This is a genomic window from Neisseria sicca, from assembly GCF_014054945.1.
In the GTDB taxonomy this organism is placed as follows: Bacteria; Pseudomonadota; Gammaproteobacteria; order Burkholderiales; family Neisseriaceae; genus Neisseria; species Neisseria sicca.
The window spans coordinates 1,859,857-1,883,512 of record NZ_CP059566.1; the positions used below are offsets into that span (position 1 = coordinate 1,859,857).

At 52.4% G+C, this 23,656-nt stretch carries 21 protein-coding genes; 19 read left to right on the forward strand and 2 right to left on the reverse strand.

Annotated elements, in window-relative coordinates; genetic code table 11:
* Positions 1 to 527: 527 nt before the first annotated feature.
* Positions 528 to 1,181: a ribosome biogenesis GTP-binding protein YihA/YsxC gene (gene yihA, locus H3L95_RS08950; RefSeq protein ID WP_003759508.1), complete on the reverse strand. Its 654-nt coding sequence runs from the start codon at positions 1,179 to 1,181 to the stop codon at positions 528 to 530.
* 200 nt (positions 1,182 to 1,381) lie between these two features.
* On the opposite strand from yihA, the gene H3L95_RS08955 reads away from it, so the two are divergent.
* The 7 genes from H3L95_RS08955 to ribD all read left to right on the forward strand — a co-directional run bounded on the left by H3L95_RS08955 (position 1,382) and on the right by ribD (position 9,038).
* Positions 1,382 to 2,008, forward strand: a complete 627-nt coding sequence (locus tag H3L95_RS08955; RefSeq protein ID WP_003759506.1) for a c-type cytochrome — start codon at positions 1,382 to 1,384, stop codon at positions 2,006 to 2,008.
* A gap of 306 nt (positions 2,009 to 2,314) precedes the next feature.
* Positions 2,315 to 4,270, forward strand: a complete 1,956-nt coding sequence (locus H3L95_RS08960; protein WP_003759504.1) for a cytochrome c biogenesis protein ResB — start codon at positions 2,315 to 2,317, stop codon at positions 4,268 to 4,270.
* On the forward strand, positions 4,260 to 5,447 hold the full coding sequence (gene ccsB / locus H3L95_RS08965; RefSeq protein WP_003759502.1) for a c-type cytochrome biogenesis protein CcsB: 1,188 nt from the start codon (positions 4,260 to 4,262) through the stop codon (positions 5,445 to 5,447). Before H3L95_RS08960 ends, ccsB begins: the two co-directional genes overlap by 11 nt.
* Before the next feature lie 418 nt (positions 5,448 to 5,865).
* Positions 5,866 to 6,708, forward strand: a complete 843-nt coding sequence (locus H3L95_RS08970; protein WP_040668722.1) for a class II glutamine amidotransferase — start codon at positions 5,866 to 5,868, stop codon at positions 6,706 to 6,708.
* 135 nt (positions 6,709 to 6,843) lie between these two features.
* Positions 6,844 to 7,305, forward strand: coding sequence for a transcriptional regulator NrdR (gene nrdR / locus H3L95_RS08975; RefSeq protein ID WP_003776195.1), 462 nt, complete (start codon positions 6,844 to 6,846; stop codon positions 7,303 to 7,305).
* Between the two features lie 40 nt (positions 7,306 to 7,345).
* Entirely contained in the window at positions 7,346 to 7,876 is a 531-nt protein-coding gene (locus H3L95_RS08980) for a hypothetical protein (protein ID WP_241429734.1), read from the forward strand.
* A gap of 64 nt (positions 7,877 to 7,940) precedes the next feature.
* Entirely contained in the window at positions 7,941 to 9,038 is a 1,098-nt protein-coding gene (ribD, locus tag H3L95_RS08985) for a bifunctional diaminohydroxyphosphoribosylaminopyrimidine deaminase/5-amino-6-(5-phosphoribosylamino)uracil reductase RibD (protein ID WP_003759490.1), read from the forward strand.
* A gap of 218 nt (positions 9,039 to 9,256) precedes the next feature.
* On the opposite strand, the gene H3L95_RS08990 is transcribed toward ribD, so the two are convergent.
* A complete protein-coding gene (locus H3L95_RS08990; RefSeq protein ID WP_259345814.1) occupies positions 9,257 to 9,517 on the reverse strand; it encodes a hypothetical protein in 261 nt (86 codons plus the stop codon).
* Positions 9,518 to 9,544: 27 nt separating this feature from the next.
* Between H3L95_RS08990 and H3L95_RS08995 the strand changes: the two genes are divergently transcribed.
* The 12 genes from H3L95_RS08995 (at position 9,545) to H3L95_RS09050 (ending at position 23,643) form a co-directional block, all read left to right on the forward strand.
* Positions 9,545 to 10,852, forward strand: coding sequence for a nucleotide sugar dehydrogenase (locus tag H3L95_RS08995; protein WP_039862706.1), 1,308 nt, complete (start codon positions 9,545 to 9,547; stop codon positions 10,850 to 10,852).
* A gap of 164 nt (positions 10,853 to 11,016) precedes the next feature.
* Positions 11,017 to 12,450 carry a lipopolysaccharide biosynthesis protein gene (locus tag H3L95_RS09000; RefSeq protein WP_003759484.1) on the forward strand — a complete coding sequence of 478 codons (1,434 nt, stop codon included), beginning with the start codon at positions 11,017 to 11,019 and terminating at the stop codon, positions 12,448 to 12,450.
* Between the two features lie 127 nt (positions 12,451 to 12,577).
* Positions 12,578 to 13,750 (forward strand): glycosyltransferase, encoded by a 1,173-nt coding sequence (locus tag H3L95_RS09005; RefSeq protein ID WP_182096139.1) that lies wholly within the window; start codon positions 12,578 to 12,580, stop codon positions 13,748 to 13,750.
* Positions 13,751 to 13,765: 15 nt separating this feature from the next.
* Positions 13,766 to 15,043 carry an O-antigen ligase family protein gene (locus H3L95_RS09010; protein ID WP_003776183.1) on the forward strand — a complete coding sequence of 426 codons (1,278 nt, stop codon included), beginning with the start codon at positions 13,766 to 13,768 and terminating at the stop codon, positions 15,041 to 15,043.
* A gap of 13 nt (positions 15,044 to 15,056) precedes the next feature.
* The gene (locus H3L95_RS09015; protein WP_003759478.1) at positions 15,057 to 16,130 is read left to right on the forward strand and encodes a glycosyltransferase family 4 protein; all 1,074 of its coding nucleotides are present in this window, start codon (positions 15,057 to 15,059) and stop codon (positions 16,128 to 16,130) included.
* Between the two features lie 14 nt (positions 16,131 to 16,144).
* A complete protein-coding gene (locus H3L95_RS09020; RefSeq protein WP_040668719.1) occupies positions 16,145 to 17,317 on the forward strand; it encodes a glycosyltransferase in 1,173 nt (390 codons plus the stop codon).
* Positions 17,310 to 17,927, forward strand: a complete 618-nt coding sequence (locus H3L95_RS09025; RefSeq protein WP_003759473.1) for a sugar transferase — start codon at positions 17,310 to 17,312, stop codon at positions 17,925 to 17,927. The genes H3L95_RS09020 and H3L95_RS09025 overlap by 8 nt, the downstream gene beginning before the upstream one ends.
* Entirely contained in the window at positions 17,914 to 18,888 is a 975-nt protein-coding gene (locus tag H3L95_RS09030; protein WP_003759471.1) for an ATP-grasp domain-containing protein, read from the forward strand. The genes H3L95_RS09025 and H3L95_RS09030 overlap by 14 nt, the downstream gene beginning before the upstream one ends.
* Entirely contained in the window at positions 18,875 to 19,585 is a 711-nt protein-coding gene (locus H3L95_RS09035; protein ID WP_003759469.1) for an HAD family hydrolase, read from the forward strand. The genes H3L95_RS09030 and H3L95_RS09035 overlap by 14 nt, the downstream gene beginning before the upstream one ends.
* A gap of 21 nt (positions 19,586 to 19,606) precedes the next feature.
* On the forward strand, positions 19,607 to 20,389 hold the full coding sequence (locus H3L95_RS09040) for a formyltransferase family protein (protein WP_003759466.1): 783 nt from the start codon (positions 19,607 to 19,609) through the stop codon (positions 20,387 to 20,389).
* Positions 20,382 to 21,557, forward strand: a complete 1,176-nt coding sequence (locus H3L95_RS09045; protein ID WP_003759464.1) for a DegT/DnrJ/EryC1/StrS family aminotransferase — start codon at positions 20,382 to 20,384, stop codon at positions 21,555 to 21,557. Before H3L95_RS09040 ends, H3L95_RS09045 begins: the two co-directional genes overlap by 8 nt.
* A gap of 193 nt (positions 21,558 to 21,750) precedes the next feature.
* Positions 21,751 to 23,643 carry a polysaccharide biosynthesis protein gene (locus tag H3L95_RS09050; RefSeq protein WP_040668716.1) on the forward strand — a complete coding sequence of 631 codons (1,893 nt, stop codon included), beginning with the start codon at positions 21,751 to 21,753 and terminating at the stop codon, positions 23,641 to 23,643.
* Positions 23,644 to 23,656: the final 13 nt, after the last annotated feature.

Consider the following 23,656-nt stretch of genomic DNA (forward strand, 5'->3'; position numbering starts at 1 on the left):
GAATTTCAGACGACCTTTTTATATATGGCAGTACAATCTCAATTCATTGCCATGTGAACAAGATAGAAAAATTCACTTTAAACCGATACAGCATTGCCTCATCCGAGCCTAAAGCGGAGAGTTTCCCCAAATGCTAAAAAACCAGTTTCATACCATCTGCACTGTTCATCAAACTTATCCCCTACCCCTTGATTTCAAATTACCTCACCACACTAGATTCCGCCCCTTCCACTCACTCCATCAATCAAACGAATTGTATAGTGGATTAACTTTAAATCAGGACAAGGCAACGAAGCCGCAGACAGTACAGATAGTACGGCAAGGCGAGGCAACGCCGTCCTTGTTTAAAGTTAATCCACTATAAAAACAACAAGGTCGTCTGAAATATGATCCAACATTTTCAGACGACCTTTTCGGGTTTATCTATTTTAAAGCAACATACACAGCAGCAAGACGATTTTGTTCTCTCCCTCTGCAAGACAATAAACGGATTTGCGTCCCGTCAATGCAGACAATACGACGACCGATTACAATGACTCGGAATTTTCCGGATTTCCGATATTCAAGTTGTCCATTTCTTCTTGATGCGTAGCAAACCATGCTCCGACGACTTGGTTGACTTCTTCGATGCCTTGCTTTTTAAGGCTGGAAAACAGTTGTACGCTGATGCGTTGACGGGTCATATAGGGTTTGAGCGATTTTTTGACTGAGCCTAAAGTTTTGATTTGCTCGTTTTTCGACAGCTTGTCGGCTTTCGACAACAAAATATGCACAGGGCGGCCGGTGATGTGGAAAAAGTCCAGCATCCGCAAATCCAGCTCTTTCAATGGGTGGCGCGCATCCATAATCAACACCAAGCCGATGAGCTGGCGCCGTTGTTGAAGGTAGTCGCCCAAGAGTTTGACCCAATGCGTGCGGATGGCTTCGGGAACTTGTGCATAGCCGTAACCCGGCAAATCGACCATGAAGCTGCCGTTGCTCAATTCGAAGAAATTGATGTGTTGGGTCCGTCCCGGCGTTTTGGAAACGTAGGCGAGCCGGACATGGTTGGTCAGGGTATTGATCGCGCTCGATTTGCCTGCGTTGCTTCGTCCGACAAATGCGATTTCTGCAGGTGTGTCGGGCAGGTCTTTGAGATGGTTGACGGTGGTGAAGAATTTGGCGTTCTGAAAGAGGTTCATCCGTATTTCCTTGTTCCCTGAGACGGAGTGGCAGAATTTGCCGTGTCCATGTTGCGAAACATGGTAGTAATTTAATGTAAATCTAGTATAGAATAGCACGTTTATAGAATTATCGGTTTTTATCGGGTAAAATTTATCCGGCGTTTTGAGTATAAAAAAGGCATTGTCGCGGTATGCAATGCTGTAATCAGGAGCACTCCATGAAACGATTGACTTTAGCGGCCTTGGTTTTGGCTGCCGGCGCGGCTGTCGCTGCCCCGAAAGCGGATATTGCAAAAGGCAAAGAAGTGGCTACTACCATTTGTGCGGCATGTCATGCGGCGGACGGCAACAGCGGCATCGCCATGTATCCAAAGCTCGCCGCGCAACACAGTGCCTATATCTACCGTCAAACCTTGGACATTAAAGAAGGCAAACGTACAAACGGTTCCGCCGCTGTGATGAAACCTATGGTGATGAACCTGTCCGAACAAGACATCCTCAATGTATCTGCATTCTATGCCAAGCAACAGGCCAAATCCGGCGAGGCAAACCCGAAACAAAATGATCCTGTTTTGGGCGGCAAAATTTACCGAGGCGGTTTGGTGGATAAAAAAGTTCCTGCCTGTATGTCCTGCCACGGTCCCAGCGGCGCGGGTATTCCGGGCGGCGGTACCGAAATCGGCGCATATCCGCGCTTAGGTGGCCAACATATGTCTTATGTGGTCGATCAAATGAAGGCATATAAATCCGGACAACGCAAAAACGCGATTATGGAAGATATTGCCAAACGCCTGACCGAAGAAGAGTTGAATGCGGTTTCCAACTTCATCCAAGGTCTGCATTGATTCCTATCAATCCGTCTGTTTGCGGATGATGTGAATATCAAGGTCGTCTGAAAACGCTTGCCCTTGGGCAGTTGTTTTCAGACGACCTTGTGCGATGGTATGCCGCCGCTTTTGAGGCAATAAGTATTTTCAAATGGCAGCCTTTGGCTTTTTGCCCCATTATGTCTATTTTTTGTGCCGTTCGATAATCGGGCCTCTTCCGAATCCCGACCATCCCCGTATTCTTTATCAAATCAAACCGCTATGAGCAAATCCTCTTCATCCGTCCCCCTTATCCGCAAACCTTGGTTCGCTTTTTTAAGCTCCATGCGTTTTGCCGTTGCCTTGCTCAGTCTTCTGGGCGTCGCTTCGGTTATCGGGACGGTGTTGCAGCAAAACCAGCCGCAGGTCAATTATGTTGTGAAATTCGGTCCGTTTTGGTCGCAGATTTTCAACTTTTTAGGCTTGTACGATGTTTATGCGTCCGCTTGGTTTGTGGTCATCATGATGTTTTTGGTGATATCGACCAGCTTGTGCCTGATTCGCAATGTTCCGCCTTTTCTCCGCGAAATCAAATCGTTCCGTGAAAACGCCAAAGAAAAATCATTGGCGGCGATGCGCCATTCGACTGTGTTGGAAGGCAAGATGTCGTCTGAAATTGCCCGGCGTTATCTCGAAGTACAAGGCTTCAGCTGCAAAACCGTAACGCGCGAAGACGGATCGGTTTTGGTTGCCGCCAAAAAAGGGGCGATGAACAAGTGGGGCTATATTTTTGCCCATACCGCGCTGATTGTGATTTGCTTGGGCGGCTTGATAGACAGCAACCTTCTGCTGAAAATCGGTATGCTGACCGGACGTGTCGTGCCGGACAACCATTCCGTCTATGCCAAAGACTTCAAACCAGAAAGCATTTTGGGTACGTCGAACCTGTCGTTCCGCGGCAATGTGAACATTACCGAAGGGCAAAGCGCGGACGTGGTCTTTCTCAATGCCGACAACGGGATGCTGGTTCAGGATTTGCCGTTTGAAGTGAAGCTGAAGAAATTCCACATCGACTTTTACAATACCGGGATGCCGCGTGATTTTGCCAGCGATTTGGAAATTACCGACAAGGAAAGCGGCAAAAAATCCGAACACACCATCCGCGTCAACCATCCGCTGACGCTGCACGGCATCACCATCTATCAAGCGAGCTTTGCCGACGGCGGCTCCGATTTGAAGTTCAAAGCCTGGAATTTGGGCAATCCCAGCCGCGAGCCGGTAACGCTCAGGGCGACATCTATGCGCGACTTCCCACTCGACATCGGCAATACGTCCTACAAACTGGAGTTTGACCAATTCACGTCTATGAACGTGGAAGACATGAGCAAGTCGTCTGAAAAAGAGCAAACCCTGCAATCAGCGATTAACGACGTGCGCGCCGTCTCTCAAGAAAACAAAAAATACACCAACATCGGCCCGTCCGTTGTTTACCGAATCCGCGACAAAGCGGGTCAGGCTGTTGAATATAAAAACTACATGCTGCCCGTTAAGCAGGAACAGGATTATTTCTTCATCACCGGTACGCGCACAGGTCTGGAACAGCAATACCGTTGGCTGCGCATTCCTGCCGATAAGACTTTCAAACCCGATACCTTCATGGCGATGCGCGAACTCTTGAAAGACGAAGCCGCACGCAAAGCCGTCATCCGCAACGCGACCTTGAACGCGCCCGACAACATCCGCGAGCAATTCACCCTTGCCGCCGAAAACACCTTGGGCATTTTTGCGAAAGGCGGCTATTTGGCGTTGGACGAATTTATCACCAAGAACATCCCCAAAGAGCAGCAGGAAAAAATGCAGGGATATTTTTACGAAATGCTGTTCGGCGTCATGAACGCCGTATTGGAAGAAACCATCCAAAAATACAAGCTGCCCGCATGGCCTCAAGACGAAGCGCGTAACCGCTTCCTGCTGCACAGCATGGACGCCTATACCGGCCTGACCGAATACCCCGCCCCCATGCTCCTGCAACTGGACGGCTTTGAAGAAGTCCGCTCCTCCGGCTTGCAAATGACCCGTTCGCCCGGTGCATTTTTAGTCTATTTAGGCTCTGTTTTGCTGGTTCTCGGCACGATATTTATGTTCTACATCCGCGAGAAACGCGCGTGGGTCCTGTTTTCAGACGACCACATCCGCTTTGCCATGTCTTCCAGCCGCAACGAGCGCGACCTGCAAAAAGAGTTTCCGCAACATACACAAAGCCTGCAACGACTGGCGAAAGATTTGAACCATGACGCATAACCATAACCCCCTACCCGAACACGAGCTGCTGACGCACAAATCGTTCCTCAAGTCCCTGAATACGGTCGACTGCCTATTCGCCCTCCTGACCGCAGCCGGCGCATTCTTCGCCCAAACCCGCATTCAGCACACCATGGACATCTACGAAATGGTGATTTTGTGGGCAAGCGCGGGCATTACCGTCTTTTTAGGCTGGTTTTTTAAACCCATGCGCTGGTTTGCCCCCTTGTGTGCCGTCCTCGCATACGGCGCCGTCATGCTCTACGATGGCGACATCACACATTCCGACGGCTTCCTGCTCAAATACTTCCTCAGCAGCCAGTCCGCGATTATGTGGCAATGCGCCTTCGTCTTCTTCGCACTCTTCGCCTACATCACCGGTGCCGTGTTGGCACAACGCAAAAACGTCGCCACCAACACCCTGCTCGGCATGGGTTCCGTATTCGCCTGGGTGTCCGCCGTCGCAGGCTTTACCGGACTTTTAGTGCGCTGGCACGAAAGCTACCTCCTGCGCCCTGACGCAGGACACATCCCCGTTTCCAACCTCTACGAAGTCTTCATCCTCTTCCTCGTCATCACCGCTCTGATGTACCTCTACTACGAAGCCCGTTTCGCCGTACAAAAACTCGGCGGCTTCGTCTTCAGCTTCATGGCGATCGTCGTCGGCTTCGTCCTTTGGTACAGCTTTTCCCGCGAAGCGCACACCATCCAACCCCTGATTCCCGCCCTGCAATCATGGTGGATGAAAATCCACGTCCCCGCCAACTTCATCGGCTACGGCGCATTCTGTATCGCCGCCATGCTCGGCATCGCCGAACTCTGGGCATTGAGAAACGAAAACGCCGGCAAAAAATCATGGCTGCCGCATTCGCAAGTCATCGAAGAAGTCATGTATAAAGCCATCGCCGTCGGCTTTTTATTCTTCACCATCGCCACCATCCTCGGCGCACTGTGGGCAGCCGACGCATGGGGACGCTACTGGAGCTGGGACCCGAAAGAAACTTGGGCATTCATCGTCTGGCTCAACTACGCCGTCTGGCTGCACCTGCGCCTCGTCGCCGGCTGGCGCGGCAAAATCCTCGCATGGTGGGCAGTCATCGGACTGTTCGTTACCGCCTTCGCCTTCATCGGCGTCAACATGTTCCTGAGCGGCCTGCACTCTTACGGCACCTTGTAAGCGTCAAAACACAATAAAGAAAGGTCGTCTGAAAAGCTTTAGCCCAACCCGCAAAGCATTTCAGACGACCTTTCCACACCATCAGCCACAACACAATAAAATCACACAAAATACCTCCCAATATCCCTCCCCTTCCTATTGAAACACCCCTTCCGATACACCATAATTCCATCTATAAGGCGATCACGCAAAACGCGTGTACATTGCGTCGATTTACCCGTTTTATAGTGGATTAAATTTAAATCAGGACAAGGCGACGAAACCGCAGACAGTACAGATAGTACGGAACCGATTCACTTGGTGCTTCAGCACCTTAGAGAATCGTTCTCTTTGAGCTAAGGCGAGGCAACACCGTACTGGTTTAAAGTTAATCCACTATACCCTCACCCCCCACATCAAAATAACAAAGGTCAACATCATGTGCCAACTGCTCGGCATGAACTGTAACACCCCCACAGATATCGTCTTTTCCTTTGAAGGCTTCCGCCGCCGCGGCGGCATTACCGACCACCATGCAGACGGTTTCGGCATCGGCTTTTTCGAAGGCAAAGGCGTACGCCTGTTCCACGACGACAAACCCAGCGCCGCCTCGCCCGTAGCCGACCTCGTTCGCGCCTACCAAATCAAATCCGAAAACGTCATCGCCCACATCCGCAAAGCCTCGCAAGGACAAACCTCGCTGGCAAACACCCACCCCTTCATGCGCGAAATGTGGGGCGAATACTGGCTGTTTGCACACAACGGCCATTTAATCGATTTCTACCCCGAACAAGGCGAGTATTACCATGCCGTCGGCACCACCGACTCCGAACGCGCCTTCTGCTACATCCTCAACCGCCTGCGCAGCCGCTTCGCCAGCAAGCCCGACCCGGACACCCTATTCGACGCCCTCGCCGCACTGACCCACGAAATCCGCCGCTTCGGACTGTTCAACTTCGTTATGTCCAACGGCGACAACCTGTTTGCCCACGCCAGTACGCTTTTGCACTACATCGTACGCAAAGCCCCGTTCGGCAAAGCACGGCTTTTGGACGACGACGTCATGGTCGATTTTTCCGAAGTCACCACCCCCAACGACAAAGTCGCCGTCATCGCCACCTTACCGCTGACCCGCGACGAAACTTGGTCGCAACTGGCAGTGAACGAACTGGTCATGTTCCGACAAGGCGACATCGCCCGCAGCGACCGTCCTGAACAACCCGTCTACATGAGTGTAGAAGAAGGCTTGGCAATCGCCCGCGCCGTCGGCGTATCCGTTTAAAACAAAGAGGTCGTCTGAAAACCCAGATTCAAGGTTTTCAAACGACCCCTTCAACCCACAATAAACCCACCGACTATACGGGAATAGCTCAATCGGCTACAATTCCGTTTCACAAACAAATAAATTCAAAAACTTATGAAATGTCCGTTTTGTCAGCATCCCAATACTCAAGTCACTGATTCGCGGCTCTTGGAAGAGACGAACAGCATCCGCCGCCGCCGCCGTTGCGTGGAGTGCGGGCAGCGGTTCAGTACGTTTGAAACGGTCGAAATGCGGATGCCGCAGGTGATTAAATCCAACGGTACGCGCGTGGCGTTTAATCCGCACAAGCTGAGAACCAGTTTGGAACGGGCTTTGCACAAACGCCCGATTGCCCAGGAAAAAATCGATGAAACGGTCGCGCTGATTGAGCAGCGTCTGTATCAGTCGGGCAACAAGGAAGTGCCGTCGCGCATGGTGGGGGAAATGGCGATGGAGGAATTGGCAAAAATCGATCAGGTCGCCTATGTCCGTTTTGCTTCCGTGTATAAAAGTTTCAACGACGTGTCCGAATTTACTCAGGCAATCGCCACGCTGGTGCAGACTGACGGGAAATAGGTCGTCTGAAAGCGGTGTGTTGATGATGAAGAGGATGTTTATGAAAAGAGTTTTATCCGTAGCCGCCGCACTATTCTGCCTTGCCGCCTGCAGCCCCGAACAGGGCGATGCGGTGTCGAAAGCCGCCTCCGATACGGTTCAAACGCTGACGAGCATGGACGGCAAAATTTCCATCTCCGTCCACAACAGCCACTTCACCGACATCATCGCCGATTCTGCCCGCCATCCGAAAAACGTTCCCGCCTCCAACCTGATTCTGCTCCAACACGACCCTGAAGCGCGCATTACCATTTATGCGGCAAACAACGGCCCGGCGCAAACGGATGCCAAAACCTATTTCGCCGAACTTAAAACCACCCTGCAATCGGACGAGACTCAAAATGTCCGCGTCGGTATCGCCACCGACAACCGCATGAATTACCAAACCGATCGCGAAGACCGGCAAGGTACGTTCAACCAATACTGCATCGCCATTCACGAGGCCAATATCTATACCGTTTGCGCGTACAGCCATCATGCGGGGCAGAAAGATTTGTCCGTCGTTTTGAAAGAAGTGAGTCTGGCGCATTAGCGTTTGAACGAATAAAACACGGCAAAGGTCGTCTGAAAACGGAAAACTTTAAGAAATCCACATTATGTTTGACTGTATTGATACCCAAATGATGCAAAACGCCCTTGCCCTTGCGCGGCTCGGGCGTTTTTCCACTTCCCCCAATCCCCGCGTCGGCTGCGTGATTGCACACGGCAGCCAAATCGTCGGGCAGGGGTTTCATGTCAAAGCGGGCGAACCGCATGCCGAAGTGCATGCGCTGCGGCAGGCGGGCGAAATGGCGCGCGGGGCGACGGCTTATGTGACGCTCGAACCGTGCAGCCATTACGGCCGTACGCCGCCCTGCGCCGAAGCCCTAATCGGCTCGGGCGTGTCGCGTGTGGTCGCTGCCATGACCGACCCCAATCCTTTGGTGGCAGGCAAAGGTTTGGCAATGCTCGAAGCCGCAGGCATCCGCACCGAAAGCGGTTTGCTGGAAACCGAAGCGCGCGAACTCAACCGCGGTTTCCTCTCCCGTATCGAACGCGGCCGCCCGTTCGTCCGCATCAAATGCGCCGCCAGCCTGGACGGCAAAACCGCGCTCGCCGACGGACGCAGCTACTGGATTACCGGTGAAGCCGCAAGGGCGGACGTACAAACCTTACGCGCGGAAAGCTGCGCCGTCCTTACCGGCATCGGCACGGTGCTTGCCGACAACCCGTGCCTCAACGTCCGCGCCTTCCCGACCCTGCGCCAGCCCGCGCGTATCGTGTTGGACAGCAAACTGCAAACGCCGTTGGGCAGCCACATAATTTCAGACGACCTCAGCCCCACCATCATCGTAACCGCCGTCGATGATGAAGAACGCCTCAAACCATACCACGCGTTCAGTCATATCCGCATCTTGAGGTCGTCTGAAAACGCCAACGGACGTATAGACCTTGCCGCACTGCTGCCCCAATTGGCAGAACTGGGCTACGGCGAGATTATGGTCGAAGCGGGCGCGACGCTGGCCTCCGCCTTTATCGAATCAGGCTTGGCAGACGAAATCGTGTTGTACCAAGCGCCGAAAATCTTAGGCGAAGGCAGAAACCTGCTCACCCTCCCCGCCAACCCCGCCGTTTTGACTTCGGAAGGCGAGTGGGAAAGCCGTTCGGTAGAGCTGATCGGGCAGGACGTAAAATGGGTTTTGCGTAAAAAATAGGCTGCTTCCTAAACCAGAAAGGTCGTCTGAAAACTGATTTTGGGTTTTCAGACGACCTTTTTGTCGGAAGCAACGGTGTTTTACTGCATCGCCTGATTTGCTTGACAGAGTTACAAATACCGCTTCAACATATACTGAAGTAATATTAATTTTAGGTTAAATTACGCAAATATATTAATACTAATTTTTATTAATTATTTGTATTTCCGATATTATATTTAGTCACTAACGGTATAGTAATTACTAAAAATAATACAATTCAAAATCTTACCGCCCAGCTTGATTATAATATTTGCATAAACATTTCCCAACACTCCATTATCGTCGGGCAATGCTGCATTTGCACATGCAAAACTTTTACGTCCAAAACCAATCTTAGGGAAAGATTTATTTTCGACACCGACAAAACGGATTCCGACCCTGCTGTTTTTATGACTGCCGGCCGGGGTTCTGCTGCGGCATTTTGCACTGTGCGGCACGCCCTTTTCCATCACATGAGACTTGTCATGAAAAATATTACCATTCAGAAATTTGCAGATAAAACCGCCAAAATCGGCATCGTCGGCCTGGGCTATGTCGGCCTGCCGCTGATGCTCCGTTATGTGGACATCGGTTATCAGGTTTTGGGCTTCGACATCGACAAAACCAAAGTCGACAAACTCAACAAAGGCGAAACCTACATCGAGCATATTCCTGCCGAGAAAATCGCCGCTGCTTCTAACAGCCTGTTTGAAGCCACCACCGACTTCTCCCGCATCGGCGAAGTGGAAGCCGTGATTTTGTGCGTACCGACTCCGTTGAACAAATACCGCGAGCCGGACATGAGTTTCGTTATCGACACCACCGACGCAGTGAAACCTTACCTGCGCGCCGGTCAAGTGCTGTCTTTGGAGTCCACCACCTACCCCGGTACAACCGAAGAAGAATTGCTGCCGCGTGTTGAAGAAGGCGGCTTGAAAGTCGGTAAAGACGTGTTCTTGGTGTACTCTCCGGAACGCGAAGACCCGGGTAACCCGAATTTTGAAACCCGCACCATCCCGAAAGTCATCGGCGGTCATACCCCTGCTTGTTTGGAAGTCGGTATCGCGCTGTATCAGCCTGCCATCGACAAAGTCGTACCGGTAAGCTCTACCAAAGCCGCCGAGCTGACCAAGCTTCTGGAAAACATCCACCGCGCCGTGAACATCGGCTTGGTGAACGAGATGAAAATCGTTGCTGACAAAATGGATGTCGATATTCACGAAGTCATCGCCGCCGCGGCAACCAAACCGTTCGGCTTCGTCGCCTACTATCCCGGTCCGGGCTTGGGCGGTCACTGTATCCCCATCGACCCGTTCTACCTGACTTGGAAAGCGCGCGAATACGGCGTGAACACCCGCTTCATCGAGTTGGCAGGCGAAGTGAACTCCCACATGCCCGACTACGTCATCAGCAAAGTGGGGCTGGCTTTGAACGAACACAACCGTTCCATCAAAGACAGCAAAATCTTGGTTTTGGGTATCGCCTACAAGAAAAATGTGGACGACATGCGCGAAAGCCCGTCTGTGGAAGTGATGGACCGCCTGCACAAATTGGGCGCAAACATTTCCTACTCTGACCCGCACGTGCTTGAGTTCCCGTACATCCCCGGCCACCACTACTTCGACCTGAAGAGCGAGCCGCTGACGCCGGAAACCGTAGCGAAATACGACTGCGTAGTCCTGACCACCGACCACGATAAGTTTGACTACGACATGATTGCCGAACACGCCAAACTGATTGTCGATACGCGCGGCAAGTTCCCTGCGAAAAACCCGAAAGTCGTGAAAGCGTAATACCTTTGACGATTGAGGCAGACTGCCTGCCGACGGGTTTCGGCAGGCAGTCGGCTTTCTTAGACCGTTTGTTTTCAGACGACCTAAGAAAGCCCTTATTTATATGATGCTGCTGCGTTTTCAGGTCGTCTGAAAATCTTGGCGGCAACAAATCCCTCCTATTTATGAATATAAGAAAAATACTCGGCTATGCTTTGGGTCCGATAGGCAGTGCGGCTTTCGGCATCCTCTCGCTTCCGCTGATTTCATGGTACTACCCTACGGAAGACATCGGCCGTATCGTCTTGCTGCAAACCATATCCGCTCTGACCATCCTGATTTTGGGGCTGGGCTTGGATCAGGCGTATATCCGCGAATACTACGTCAGCGAAGACAAAGCCGCGCTGTTCAAATCCTTCAGCCTGTCCCCGTTTGTTTTGAGCATTGCCGGGGTATTGCTGATACTTTTGTGGAATCCTTCTTGGCCTTCCAAAATTATTTTTAATTTGAACAACACCAAGCTGGGTATTCTGTTTTTAGTTTTTTTACTGACCACCCTGTTTATCCGCTTTTTCTCGCTCATCCTACGGATGCAGGAAAAAGCAATTGCTTTCTCACTCAGCCAGCTGACACCGAAATTCCTGATTTTGGTTTTGGTTTTGCTCTTCATCCTAATCGGCTTGCCAACCCATACCACCAGCCTGGTCTTTGCCTATACCGCCGCCCAAATACTGACCGTCGCTGTATTGATCTACCAAACCCGAACCGATTTGGCCGCCGCCATCCGTTCGCCTTGGTCGGCAAAGCTGCACAAAATGGGGTTGCAATACGGACTGCCTTTGGCATTCGGCAATCTCGCCTACTGGGGGCTGACGTCTATCGACCGTTTTGTTTTGAAAGAAATGGCAAGTTTGGAGCAACTGGGGATTTACTCGATGGCGGTCAGCTTCGGCGCCGTCGCCCTGATTTTCCAAAGCGTATTCTCAACCATATGGGCGCCATTGGTGTTCAAATGGGTTGAAGACAACACCAACCTCGACAAAATCGGCGGCATTACCCTGTCGATGACTGCGCTCATCAGCGCGATGGTTTGCTTTATCGGTATTTTTTCGCCGGTGGTCACTTGGATCCTTCCCGGGGAATATGCATCGGTACAGTTTATTTTACTGTCGTGCATGATGTTTCCTTTGTTTTATACGCTGACGGAAGTGACCGGCATCGGTTTGAACGTCGTCAAAAAAACCTGGCTGATTACCGCAGTCAATATTGCGGCATTCCTGCTGAACTTCGGCCTGCTGTATTGGCTGGTTCCGCTCTTGGGCGCACGGGGTGCCGCAATGGCGAGTGCGACTTCTTTTTGGGTGTTTATGCTCATCAAGACAGAATTGTCTTCAAGGATGTGGCAGAAGCTGCCCTGCCGGAAAATTTATACCCATACCGCACTCTGCCTGATTTTGTGCCTGGGCTACACCTACTTCGGCAACGCCGGCAACTACTACATTTTTGCTTTAATCTGGCTGGCAGGTTTGATTGCCCTGACTGTGAAATACAAAACACCACTTTCTTCAGCTTTATCGGCAGTGAAAGGTCGTCTGAATAAAAAACATTCAACACAATAACAACCATACTGCGTGCAGTTTTTGATTCTGCCGCTACAAAACGCTTACTCACCGAGAATCTTTGATTTTGTGCCCTGTCCGCAACCTATGCGGCTTGTACGCCGACACACTCGACACAGGTATTATCATGCATACATTAATCATTCCTTCTTGGTATCCATCCACTCCGGACGACGTCAACGGAATCTTTTTCCGCCTGCAAGCACAAGCCTTGCAACGCTCCGGAGTTAAAGTAGGGGTCGTCGCACCGATATTCCGTTCGTTCAGAACTCAGGCAAAAACTGCGTTCAACCCGAAAAATTACGGAATAAGGACCTACATCGACAAAGACGTACCGACTTATGTGTACGACAGCATGTTTTTCTTCCCGCGCATCCCGCATATCGACCGCAAACGGGAAATCGCCGCCAGTATGAAACTGTTCCGCCGATACGTTGCAGACCACGGCATGCCCGATGTCCTGCACGCGCACTGCGTCAACAGCGGCGGCATCATTGCATACGAAATCCACAAAGCAACCGGCATTCCGTATGTCATCACCGAACACAGCACCACCTACGCCCGCAAACTTATCCGCAACTGGCAACGCCCGCTGATGTATGCCGCCGCCCAAAACGCCGCCTGCCGCCTGGCAGTCAGCCGCGACTTTGCCGAACTGCTGAAAGAAGAATACCGCGGATTGGAGTGGCAATATGTTCCCAATATCCTGTCCGCCAGCTTTGAAGCGCCGATCGACCTTGCCGACAAACCCGCCAACGAAGACTTTACCTTCTGCTCGGTCGCGCACCTGCAACATAAAAAAGGCTACGACATCCTGCTGCCCGCCTTTGCCGAAGCAGTCAAAGCCTATCCGAACCTGAAACTGAAAATCGGCGGCGGCGGCTACGAAGAATTCAAGCTGCACCGTTTGGCAAAAGATTTAGGGCTGGAAAACAACGTTATCTTTGAAGGTCGTCTGAAAAACGAAGAAGTCTTGGAATTGATGTATCAAAGCGATGCCTTCGTATTGGCCAGCCGCCACGAAACTTTCGGCGTCGTTTTCATCGAGGCTTTGGCGCAAGGGCTGCCCGTCATCGCGACGCGCTGTGGCGGTCCTGAGACTATCGTCAATCCATCCAACGGGCTTTTGGTCGATGTCGAAGACCAAAAATCGCTGACGGAAGCACTTATCTCCCTCTATCGGAACCGGAAAAAATATTTCCCACGCCTGTTGCGCGAAAACTGCCTGAAAGAATTTGGAGAGCGTCCCGTTACCGAACAAATCATTTCTGCATATAATAAAGCTCTTGGAACGACCTAAATTTCAGGAAGCAACGTGAAAATTAAAAAACAAAATATATACATTACTATGCTTTATACGATGGTTACCGCCTACATGCTGGGGCCGATGCTGTCGTATAAGCTGGGGATTCCGCGTATCGACAATCCGCTGACCCTTTTGCTGGTGCCTGCCACCCTGCTGATTTTTTTCATAGAAAACAAAACATTCAATAGCAAGGCAGGACTCATGCTGATGGCGGTCGGGCTGATGACCGGCTGGAGCGCAATCCATCTGTTCATCACGCCCTTGGATTCGGTCAGGGTCATGGATACCTTTTTCTTCCTGTCGGTCGCCGGTTTGTTTTACCTGCTGTATCTGATTTTGAGCCGACACGAAAACCCCTTGCGCTTCGTACGCAGGCTGTTGGTTTACTTTTGCGCCTTTATCATTATTCCGCCCGTTATCGAAGTGTTGACCGGCATCCAGTTTGTCAAATCAGACGAAATTTTGGCGATTGAGGCCGGCGTGATTAAAGGCTTCTTCTTCAACCCCAACAACTTGGGTACGACTGCCCTCTTCTTCGCCCCTGCCGTGTTGATATTTTTCAATATCGGCGTCAACAAGAGGGAATATTTGTTCGGCTGGATTTTATTTTTGAGTTTGGGCGCGATTGTTTTCGCCAGCGCATCGCGTACGGCGACGATGAGTTACATCATTTTGTTTATCCTGAACTTGATTTACCGTAACAACGGGCTGTTTACGCTGATGACCATAGGCGTTACAGGCGCAGGCTTGTCGATGATTCCGAAACAGTACATTGCCGATTTCCTGCTCTCGATGCACGGTAATGCCTTTTTGGAAAACATTTCTTCCCGCCTGTATTTGTTCCTGTTCAATTTGGAGAGTGACAACTCGGTCGGCTACCGCCAAGAAATTTACAACTACTTCTGGAGCAATCCGCCGCTTTTGCTTTACGGCTACGGCCCTAAAAACTTTCAGGAATACTTCGGCGGGCATTTGAGCGACAGCCTCGGTTTTGAAAACCCGCACAGTTTCATCATCGAACTGTATTTGGGCTTCGGCATGATTTCCTTAATCGGCTTCATCTGTTACATCATTTGGTATGCAGTGAACGTCTTTTTAAGCCAAAACCTGCGGAACAAACAAAAAGCCATCGGCTTGGCGGCAATCGGCCTGTTTATTTTGGGCGGCTTCATCCCGTCCACCATTTTGCGTATGCCCTTCCTCTGGCTGCCCTGCTTTTTGATTTTCCTGTACAGCGTCCTGCCGCAGCGCGATACGGCGTATAACGCGTACCGATACACCCCTTGATAGAAAACATGATATGAAAAAAATTGTTTTGACTACTTCCATGTCCGGCCTCGGCGGCACTGAAAATGCGACCTTCCGCTTGGGACGGTTGCTCAGGCAGCGCGGCCACGAGGTCGTCCTTGCCTCTTCCGATGGCCCGCTCATCAAAGAGGCTCAAGCCTTGGGCATCCAATGGCGTCCGATTGATTTTTATCAGGGCGGCATCTTGGGCTACATCAAAGGCATGTTCGCCTACATGAAGATGTTGAAACAAGAAAAACCCGACATCATCCATTGTCAAATGGCGCGTATCGTTCCCGCCTGTGCCATCGCGGCGAAAATCTCTTCGCCGAAAACCAAAGTGTTCTACCACGCGCGCGGTTTGGATGCCGAAACTTATCCGAAAATCGCCAAACTTTTCGACAAACTGGGTGTATACATCATCGGCAACTGCAGACACGAACAGGAAAAACTCATCCGCCACGGTTTCCCTGCCAACCGCATCACCTACACCTACAACGCCCTGCACAAAGCCGATTACGTTCCTGAAAAAACCGCCAAAGACTACGTCATACTCGGCACGCTGTCGCGCTTGGATACCGTCCGCGCCGTGCATGTGATGCTGGACATCTTTAAGAAAATGGTCGACCGCAATATGCCCGTGCGCCTGAACGTAGCAGGCATAGGCGAGGAGATGGACAATCTGAAAGCGCAAGCGAAACGCCTGGGCATAGACGACAAAGTCACCTTTCTCGGCGGCGTGCGCGATTTGACCGGCTATTTCAAAGACGTCGATATTTTGGTGAACACGCCGCACTGTATCGGCGACCACGGCGCAGGCGTCGGCAACAACATCCTTGAAGCCGGCCTCTACGACACACCCGTTGTCACCTACAACATGGGCGGCATTTCCGAAATGGTCATTACCGGCGAAACCGGATACTGTTTCCCCTTCGGCGAAGACGAAGCCTTTATCGAAGCCGTCGATCAACTCATCAAGCAGCCCGAATTGCGCGAAAAAATGGGTAAAGCCCTGCATAAACACGTTGAGACCTTGTGTTCCGATGATGAAATCTATCGCACCACAATGGCCGCTTACGATATGTGAGGTCGTCTGAAAATATGAACATCACCATCGTCGCCCCCTACTGTTCGCTGCCGTCCGAGCCGCATTTCAACCGCTTCTGGTATCTTGCCGAGCTGTTGTCGCAGTCTCATGACGTGCTGCTGATTACCAGCAATTTCAAACACTACGACAAATCTTTCAGACGACCTGAAGATGCCGAATCTGCCTCGCAAGGTCGTCTGAAAGTCATGCTGCTGGAAGAGAGCGGCTACGGCAAAAACGTCTCGCTGGACCGCGTCAAAAGCCATCATGTGTTCGTCAAACATTTTGAGCAATGGCTGAACAACTGCTGTCCGGGCGAGCAAGACGTCGTCTTTTCCGCCTATCCGCTGATCGCCACCAACCTGCTTTTGGGCGAACACAAAGCGCGTTTGGGCTACAAGCTGATTATCGACGTGCAGGACGTATGGCCGGAATCCTTCTCCTCGGTCGTGCCTTTTTTGAAAAAAATCCCGCACAACCTGCTGCCCTTCTCCTCCCGTGCCAACCGTGCCTACCGCTACGCCGATGCGCTGGTCGCTGTGTCGCAGACCTACCTCGACCGAGCCAAAGAAGCCAATCCGAACGTACCCGGCGAAGTCGTCTATATCGGCGCGGATTTTCCGAAACTCGATGCCGCGCCGGCAAAAGACTTCGGCGACGACAAAACCCGCTTCTTCTACTTGGGTACACTCAGTTACAGCTATGACGTGGAAACCGTGTGCAAAGGCGTTCGGAAACTGTTGGACGACGGCGAAAATGTAGAGCTGCACATCATGGGCGGCGGCCCCGATTTGGACAGGCTCAAACAATACGCCTGCGAGGGCATCCAGTTTTACGGCTACATCCCCTACGCCGAAATGATGTCGGTCGCCAAAGGCTGCGACATCTCCGTCAACGCCATCCATTCCTACGCCATGCAGTCGATTACCAACAAACTGTCCGACTACATGGCATTGCAAAACCCGATTTTAAACAGCCAGGTCAACGACGAAGTCGCCGAAGTCCTCACCCTGCTGCCGCATGCGGACTACCGTTCCGGCGACGTGGACAGCTTCGTCCAAGCCGCCAAAGACATTCTGGCGCGCAAAAACGACCCCGTTCAATCCGACGAAATCGTCCGCCGTTTCAAGCGCGACGTGGCGTATCAAAAAATCGTCAACCTGATTGAAAGATTAGCCCATGAGTAAATTCTTCAAACGCCTGTTTGACATCATCGCCTCCGCCTCAGGACTGATTTTCCTCTCGCCCGTATTTTTGATTTTGATATACCTCATCCGCAAAAACTTGGGCGAACCGGTATTCTTCACCCAAGAGCGGCCGGGCAAAGACGGCAAACCGTTCAAAATGATCAAGTTCCGCTCCATGCGCGATGCGGTCGACCAAGACGGCAACCCGCTGCCCGACAGCGAGCGGCTGACCCCTTTCGGCAAGAAACTGCGCGCGACGAGCTTGGACGAACTTCCTGAGCTTTGGAACGTTCTAAAAGGAGAGATGAGCCTGGTCGGCCCGCGTCCGCTTTTGATGAGCTACCTGCCGCTTTACAACGAATTTCAAAACCGCCGCCACGAAATGAGACCCGGCGTAACCGGTTGGGCGCAGGTCAACGGGCGCAACGCGCTTTCGTGGGACGAAAAGTTCGCACACGATATTTGGTATATCGACCATTACAGTTTTTGGCTGGATATGAAAATCCTGTTTCTGACAGTCAAAAAAGTCTTTATCAAAGAAGGTATTTCGGCTGAGGGAGAAGCCACCATGCCCTATTTCACAGGAAATGACACTGATGCGAAAAAATAACGTACTTATCCTTTCCGCGGGAAGGCGCGTTGAATTGGTACAGGATTTTCAAACCGAAGCGGCCAAGTTTTCAGACGACGTCAAGATTTTGACGACGGATTTGGTGCCGCGTATGTCCTCCGCCTGCCACGTTTCGGACGGTTCGTTTGAAGTGCCGCTGATTAGCGCTGATTCGTATATCGACAGCATTTTCGATCTGGCGGTACGCGAAAACATCGGTTTAATCATCCCGACCATAGACACCGAACTGCAAAAGCTGGCAGACGAGCGCGAACGCTTCGAAGCGGCAGGCATCCACATCGTCGTTTCCGACTCGGACTTCATCGCGCAATGCCGCGACAAACGGAAAACCGCCAGCTTGTTTGCCCGCTACGGCATACGCTCGCCCGAAATTTACGACCGCGAGAAGCTGGTTTTCCCTTGCTTTGCCAAACCCCACGACGGCAGCCGCGCCATCGGTGCCAAACGGATCGACACGCCAGCCTGCCTGACGCCTGAAATCGTGGACGACCCCAAGCTGATGTTCTGCGAGCTTATCGACATCGAAAACGAATTTTCCGAATTTACCGTCGATATGTATTACGACCATGAAGGTCGTCTGAAATGCGCCATCCCGCGAAAACGCTTGGAAGTGCGTTCCGGCGAAGTCAGCAAAGGCATTACCCGCAAAAACAGCCTCTACCAAACGCTGCTGGAAAAAATGGCGGTATTGGAAGGCGCACGAGGCTGTATTACGGCGCAATTCTTCTGCAACGAAGAAACCGGCGAATTCTACGGCGTGGAAATCAACCCCCGCTTCGGCGGCGGCTTCCCGCTGACGTATGCCGCAGGCGGCAATTACCCGGGCTGGCTGATGCACGAATACTTCCGCAACGAAGAAATCCCGTTTTCAGACGACTGGGAAAACAACCTCATCATGCTGCGCTACGATGCCAAGGTCTTGGTTCATGAAAACGATTAATCCCGAAACCGCCGTCATTGTCTTCGACTTGGACGATACTCTGTACTCGGAATACGAATACAAACTCTCCGGCATCCGTGCAATCGTCGATACCGTTGCCGTCCTGTATCCCGATTGGGATTCAGACGACCTATGGCGCAGTATCGACCCCGACGGCAAAGACTGGCTGGACAAGTTGTGCCGCCACTGCGGTTTCAACGAATCGGAAAAACAGGTTCTTCTGTGGCAATACCGGCTGCACCGCCCGACGCTGACGCCGTATGCCCCGCATGATTTCCTGTCCGAGCTGACCGCGCCCTTCGCCGCACGCGCGCTGATTACCGACGGCAGAAGCCTGACCCAACGCTTGAAATTGGAAGCCTTGGGGCTGTATTCCCTGTTTGACGACATCCTCGTCTCCGAAGCCTGCGCTTCGGAAAAGCCCGACGGCAAACGCTTCCGCTATTTACAAGACAAATATGCCGAAAAGGCAGACTGTTTCATCTACATCGGCGACAACCTTTCCAAAGACTTCATCGCGCCGAACGCTTTGGGCTGGATCACCATAGGGCTGCATCCGTCCGAGCACAATATTCACCACCACTTACCCGAAAACTTTAACAAAGAACACCATCCCGATGCGTGGATCAGCTCCCTGCAGGATTTGGCGCAGCTGATTGCCCCTTCGGACTGTTCAACAAAATCACACATTAGCTGATAAAACAAAAAGGACTCTCACATGACAAAAATATTATTCATGGGACGTAAACGGCTTTCCGCCAACCTGCTCCGGCTCTTATCCTCACAAAACGGCATCGAAATCGTCGGCGTACTGACCGACAGCCACCTGCAAGGCTCACCGACGGCTGCCGCCGCCAAAGAATTGGGCTTGCCGCTCTACACTTTCGACACCGCCTTGGAAGCAATGAAAGAAGGTCGTCTGAAATACGATTTGGGCCTGTCCGTACTCTACTGGCGCAAACTGCGCGACGAATTCCTGACCGTCCCGCGCTTGGGTACGATCAACTTCCACCCGGCCCTGTTGCCCGAATACAAAGGCACGGGCGGCTACAACCTCGCCATCATGGACGAATTGTCCGAATGGGGCAGCACCGCACACTACGTCGATGCCTCCATCGACACCGGCGAAATCATCGAAGTGGATCGCTTCCCCATTGATTCTTCTGTCGAAACCGCCCAATCGCTCGAACGCAAAACCATGCAAGCATTGGAGCCGTTCGCACAACGCATTATCGCCCGCGCCGTCGAAGCGCAAGCCAAACTGCCGACTACGCCCAACATCGGCGGCCGCTACGTCAGCCGCGACGAAATGGAAGCCATGAAGCAAATCCGCGACGGCGACGACGTCGAGAAAAAAATCCGCGCGTTCTGGTTCCCGCCTTACGATGGGGCATACGTCGAAATCGACGGTCAAAAATACACCTTGATCAACCGCCAACTGCTGGAAGAAGTCGCCCCCAAAGACTCCACCAGCCTTTTCGCAGGAAAAGCCAATGCTTAACACATCCCTCTCCCCGTGGCCGAGCTTCACCCAAGAAGAAGCCGATGCCGTTTCCAAAGTCCTGCTGTCCAACAAAGTCAACTATTGGACGGGCAGCGAATGCCGCGAATTTGAAAAAGAATTCGCCGCCTTCGCCGGCACGCAATACGCCGTCGCCCTCTCCAACGGTACACTGGCACTCGATGTCGCGCTAAAAGCAATGGGCATCGGTGCAGGCGACGACGTCATCGTTACCTCGCGCACCTTCCTCGCCTCTGCTTCCTGCATCGTTACCGCAGGCGCAAACCCCGTGTTTGCCGATGTGGATTTAAACAGCCAAAACATCAGCGCGGAAACCATCAAAGCCGCGCTGACGCCGAATACCAAAGCCATCATCGTTGTCCACCTCGCCGGTATGCCCGCCGAAATGGACGGCATCATGGACTTGGCAAAAGAACATGATTTGTGGGTTATCGAAGACTGCGCCCAAGCGCATGGCGCGAAATACAAAGGCAAATCCGTCGGCTCCATCGGACACGTCGGCGCATGGTCGTTCTGCCAAGACAAAATCATGACCACCGGTGGCGAAGGCGGCATGGTCACCACCAACGACAAAGAGCTGTGGAGCAAAATGTGGTCGTACAAAGACCACGGCAAAAGCTATGACGCCGTGTACCACCGCGAACACGCCCCCGGCTTCCGCTGGCTGCACGAAAGTTTCGGCACCAACTGGCGCATGATGGAAATGCAGGCAGTCATCGGCCGCATCCAGCTCAAACGCATGCCCGAATGGACGGCACGCCGCCAAGCGCACGCCGCCAAACTGGCAGAAAGCTTGGGCAAGTTCGCCAGCATCCGCCTGATTGAAGTCGCCGACTACATCGAACACGCGCAATACAAGTTCTACGCCTTCGTCAAACCCGAACACCTGAAAGACGGCTGGACGCGCGACCGCATCGTGAACGAACTGAACGCGCGCAAAGTCCCCTGCTATCAAGGCAGCTGCTCCGAAGTCTATTTGGAAAAAGCCTTCGACAACACGCCGTGGCGTCCGAAAGAGCGGCTGAAAAACGCCGTCCAACTGGGCGACACCAGCCTGATGTTCTTGGTACATCCGACGCTGACCGACGACGAAATCGCGTTCTGCAAAGAACACATCGAAGCTGTGTTGGCAGAAGCCACAGCATAAAGTAAAAACCGCCGCGCCCGTATCATCGGGACGGCGGCGATTTACCGCTTCAGCCGAATAAAAAAGGGAACCGGCAAGCAACCGACACATACGGAAAACCAATGCTCCGTAGCAACAAACGTCTTTTCAGACGACCTTTGCATGACCGGGGTCGTCTGAAACCCACCCACAACATTATTCAGAACATACCAAAATGAATTTGGAAACCCTGTTATCCCTGCCCCGCAACGTCAAGAAAACCTTCTTCGTCATCCACGACGTTTTGATGATTTTTATCGCCTTTTGGTTCGCGCAAAGCCTCCGAGTCCAATACTCCGACGAATGGGCAAGCATGGCGAACTGGCTTGCCTTCGGCTCGACTGCCTTTTTGACCATCGCGCTGTTTGTCAGACTGGGGCTGTACCGCGCCGTTACCCGCTTCGTCAGCACCCGCGTCCTGACCGCCGCCGCATTCGGCAGCCTGATTTCGGCAGTCTTGTTCTGCCTGACCACTCTGGTTTTCGAACGCAAACTGCACCTCGCCCTGCCCGTCGTTTATTTCTTGCTGCTGGTCGTCTGCATCACCAGTTCGCGCATGATTCTGCGCGCCATCCTGACCGACCGCCACAAAAAACAAATGGCGCCCGTCATCATTTACGGCGCAGGACAATCCGGCCGCCAACTGCTGGAAGCCATCAAACAGGTCAACGAATATTCCGCCGTCGCCTTTGTGGACGACAACCCCAAAATCCGCCGCACCGTCATCTACGACCTGACCGTCTATGGTCCTGAAGACATCCAATCGCTCATCGACCGCTACGGTGTGGAAAAAATCCTGCTCGCCATCCCCAGCTCTACTCAGGAAGAACGCCGCCGCATCATCCAAAGCCTCGAAAAATACAAATGCGAAGTGCTGACTATTCCGGGCATGAAAGACTTGGTGGACGGTAAAATCAAAGTCAGCGCGCTGAAAAAAATCTCCGTCGTCGATTTGCTCGGCCGCGACCCCGTCGCCCCGCGCCCCGAACTCATGGGTGCGGACATTACCGGCAAAACCGTGATGGTAACAGGAGCGGGCGGGTCCATCGGCTCCGAACTCTGCCGCCAAATCCTGAAATGCCGCCCGTCCAAATTACTGCTGTTCGAACTGTCCGAGTTCTCCCTGTACAGCATAGACAAAGAATTGCGCGAAACTCAGGCAGCCGCCGGCAGTCAAATCGAAGTCGTCCCCCTGCTCGGCTCCGTGCAAAATAAAGAACGCCTGATCAGCGTCATGACCGCGTACGGCGTTGAAACCGTCTATCATGCCGCCGCCTACAAACACGTCCCCATGGTCGAGTTCAACACCGTCGAAGGCATACGCAACAACGTCTTCGGCACGCTCTTGTGCGCCCAAGCCTCCGTCGAATCCGGCGTCAGCACCTTCGTGCTCATCTCCACTGACAAAGCCGTGCGCCCGACCAACACCATGGGCGCCAGCAAACGCATGGCGGAACTCTGCCTGCAGGCACTCGCCGCCGAACCCGGCCAACAGACCCGCTTCTGTATGGTGCGTTTTGGCAACGTTTTAGGCTCTTCAGGCTCCGTCGTCCCCGTGTTTGAAAAACAAATCGCCGAAGGCGGCCCCATCACCCTGACCCACCAAGACATCACCCGCTACTTCATGACCATCCCCGAAGCCGCCCAACTCGTCATTCAAGCGGGCGCGATGGGCAAAGGCGGCGACGTATTCGTGTTGGATATGGGCGAATCTGTTAAAATCATTGACTTAGCCAAACAAATGATTACGCTTAGCGGCCTGAAATTGAAAGATGCCCAACATCCCGACGGCGATATCGAAATTAAAATTACAGGACTGCGTCCGGGCGAAAAACTTTATGAAGAGTTGCTCATCGGAGACGAAGTGCAAAAAACCACTCATCCCCGAATTATGACCGCCAGCGAAGTAATGCTGCCATGGGCGCAATTAAATGACATAATTATGCGTATGGACTTAGCGTGCTCAAATTCAGACCAACAAACCCTGCGCGCCCTGCTGCTCGAAGCCCCCGCAGGCTTTAATCCCAAAGACGATATTTGCGATTTAGTTTGGCAGCAGACACATTAAATACCCGACCGAT

Excerpts from the sequence above, each read along its gene's own strand:
- yihA (WP_003759508.1), bottom strand. The coding sequence starts at position 1,181 with ATGAACCTCTTTCAGAACGCCAAATTCTTCACCACCGTCAACCATCTC.
- H3L95_RS08955 (WP_003759506.1), top strand. The coding sequence starts at position 1,382 with ATGAAACGATTGACTTTAGCGGCCTTGGTTTTGGCTGCCGGCGCGGCT.
- H3L95_RS08960 (WP_003759504.1), top strand. The coding sequence starts at position 2,315 with ATGCGTTTTGCCGTTGCCTTGCTCAGTCTTCTGGGCGTCGCTTCGGTT.
- ccsB (WP_003759502.1), top strand. The coding sequence starts at position 4,260 with ATGACGCATAACCATAACCCCCTACCCGAACACGAGCTGCTGACGCAC.
- H3L95_RS08970 (WP_040668722.1), top strand. The coding sequence starts at position 5,866 with ATGTGCCAACTGCTCGGCATGAACTGTAACACCCCCACAGATATCGTC.
- nrdR (WP_003776195.1), top strand. The coding sequence starts at position 6,844 with ATGAAATGTCCGTTTTGTCAGCATCCCAATACTCAAGTCACTGATTCG.
- H3L95_RS08980 (WP_241429734.1), top strand. The coding sequence starts at position 7,346 with ATGAAAAGAGTTTTATCCGTAGCCGCCGCACTATTCTGCCTTGCCGCC.
- ribD (WP_003759490.1), top strand. The coding sequence starts at position 7,941 with ATGTTTGACTGTATTGATACCCAAATGATGCAAAACGCCCTTGCCCTT.
- H3L95_RS08995 (WP_039862706.1), top strand. The coding sequence starts at position 9,545 with ATGAAAAATATTACCATTCAGAAATTTGCAGATAAAACCGCCAAAATC.
- H3L95_RS09000 (WP_003759484.1), top strand. The coding sequence starts at position 11,017 with ATGAATATAAGAAAAATACTCGGCTATGCTTTGGGTCCGATAGGCAGT.
- H3L95_RS09005 (WP_182096139.1), top strand. The coding sequence starts at position 12,578 with ATGCATACATTAATCATTCCTTCTTGGTATCCATCCACTCCGGACGAC.
- H3L95_RS09015 (WP_003759478.1), top strand. The coding sequence starts at position 15,057 with ATGAAAAAAATTGTTTTGACTACTTCCATGTCCGGCCTCGGCGGCACT.
- H3L95_RS09020 (WP_040668719.1), top strand. The coding sequence starts at position 16,145 with ATGAACATCACCATCGTCGCCCCCTACTGTTCGCTGCCGTCCGAGCCG.
- H3L95_RS09025 (WP_003759473.1), top strand. The coding sequence starts at position 17,310 with ATGAGTAAATTCTTCAAACGCCTGTTTGACATCATCGCCTCCGCCTCA.
- H3L95_RS09030 (WP_003759471.1), top strand. The coding sequence starts at position 17,914 with ATGCGAAAAAATAACGTACTTATCCTTTCCGCGGGAAGGCGCGTTGAA.
- H3L95_RS09035 (WP_003759469.1), top strand. The coding sequence starts at position 18,875 with ATGAAAACGATTAATCCCGAAACCGCCGTCATTGTCTTCGACTTGGAC.
- H3L95_RS09040 (WP_003759466.1), top strand. The coding sequence starts at position 19,607 with ATGACAAAAATATTATTCATGGGACGTAAACGGCTTTCCGCCAACCTG.
- H3L95_RS09045 (WP_003759464.1), top strand. The coding sequence starts at position 20,382 with ATGCTTAACACATCCCTCTCCCCGTGGCCGAGCTTCACCCAAGAAGAA.
- H3L95_RS09050 (WP_040668716.1), top strand. The coding sequence starts at position 21,751 with ATGAATTTGGAAACCCTGTTATCCCTGCCCCGCAACGTCAAGAAAACC.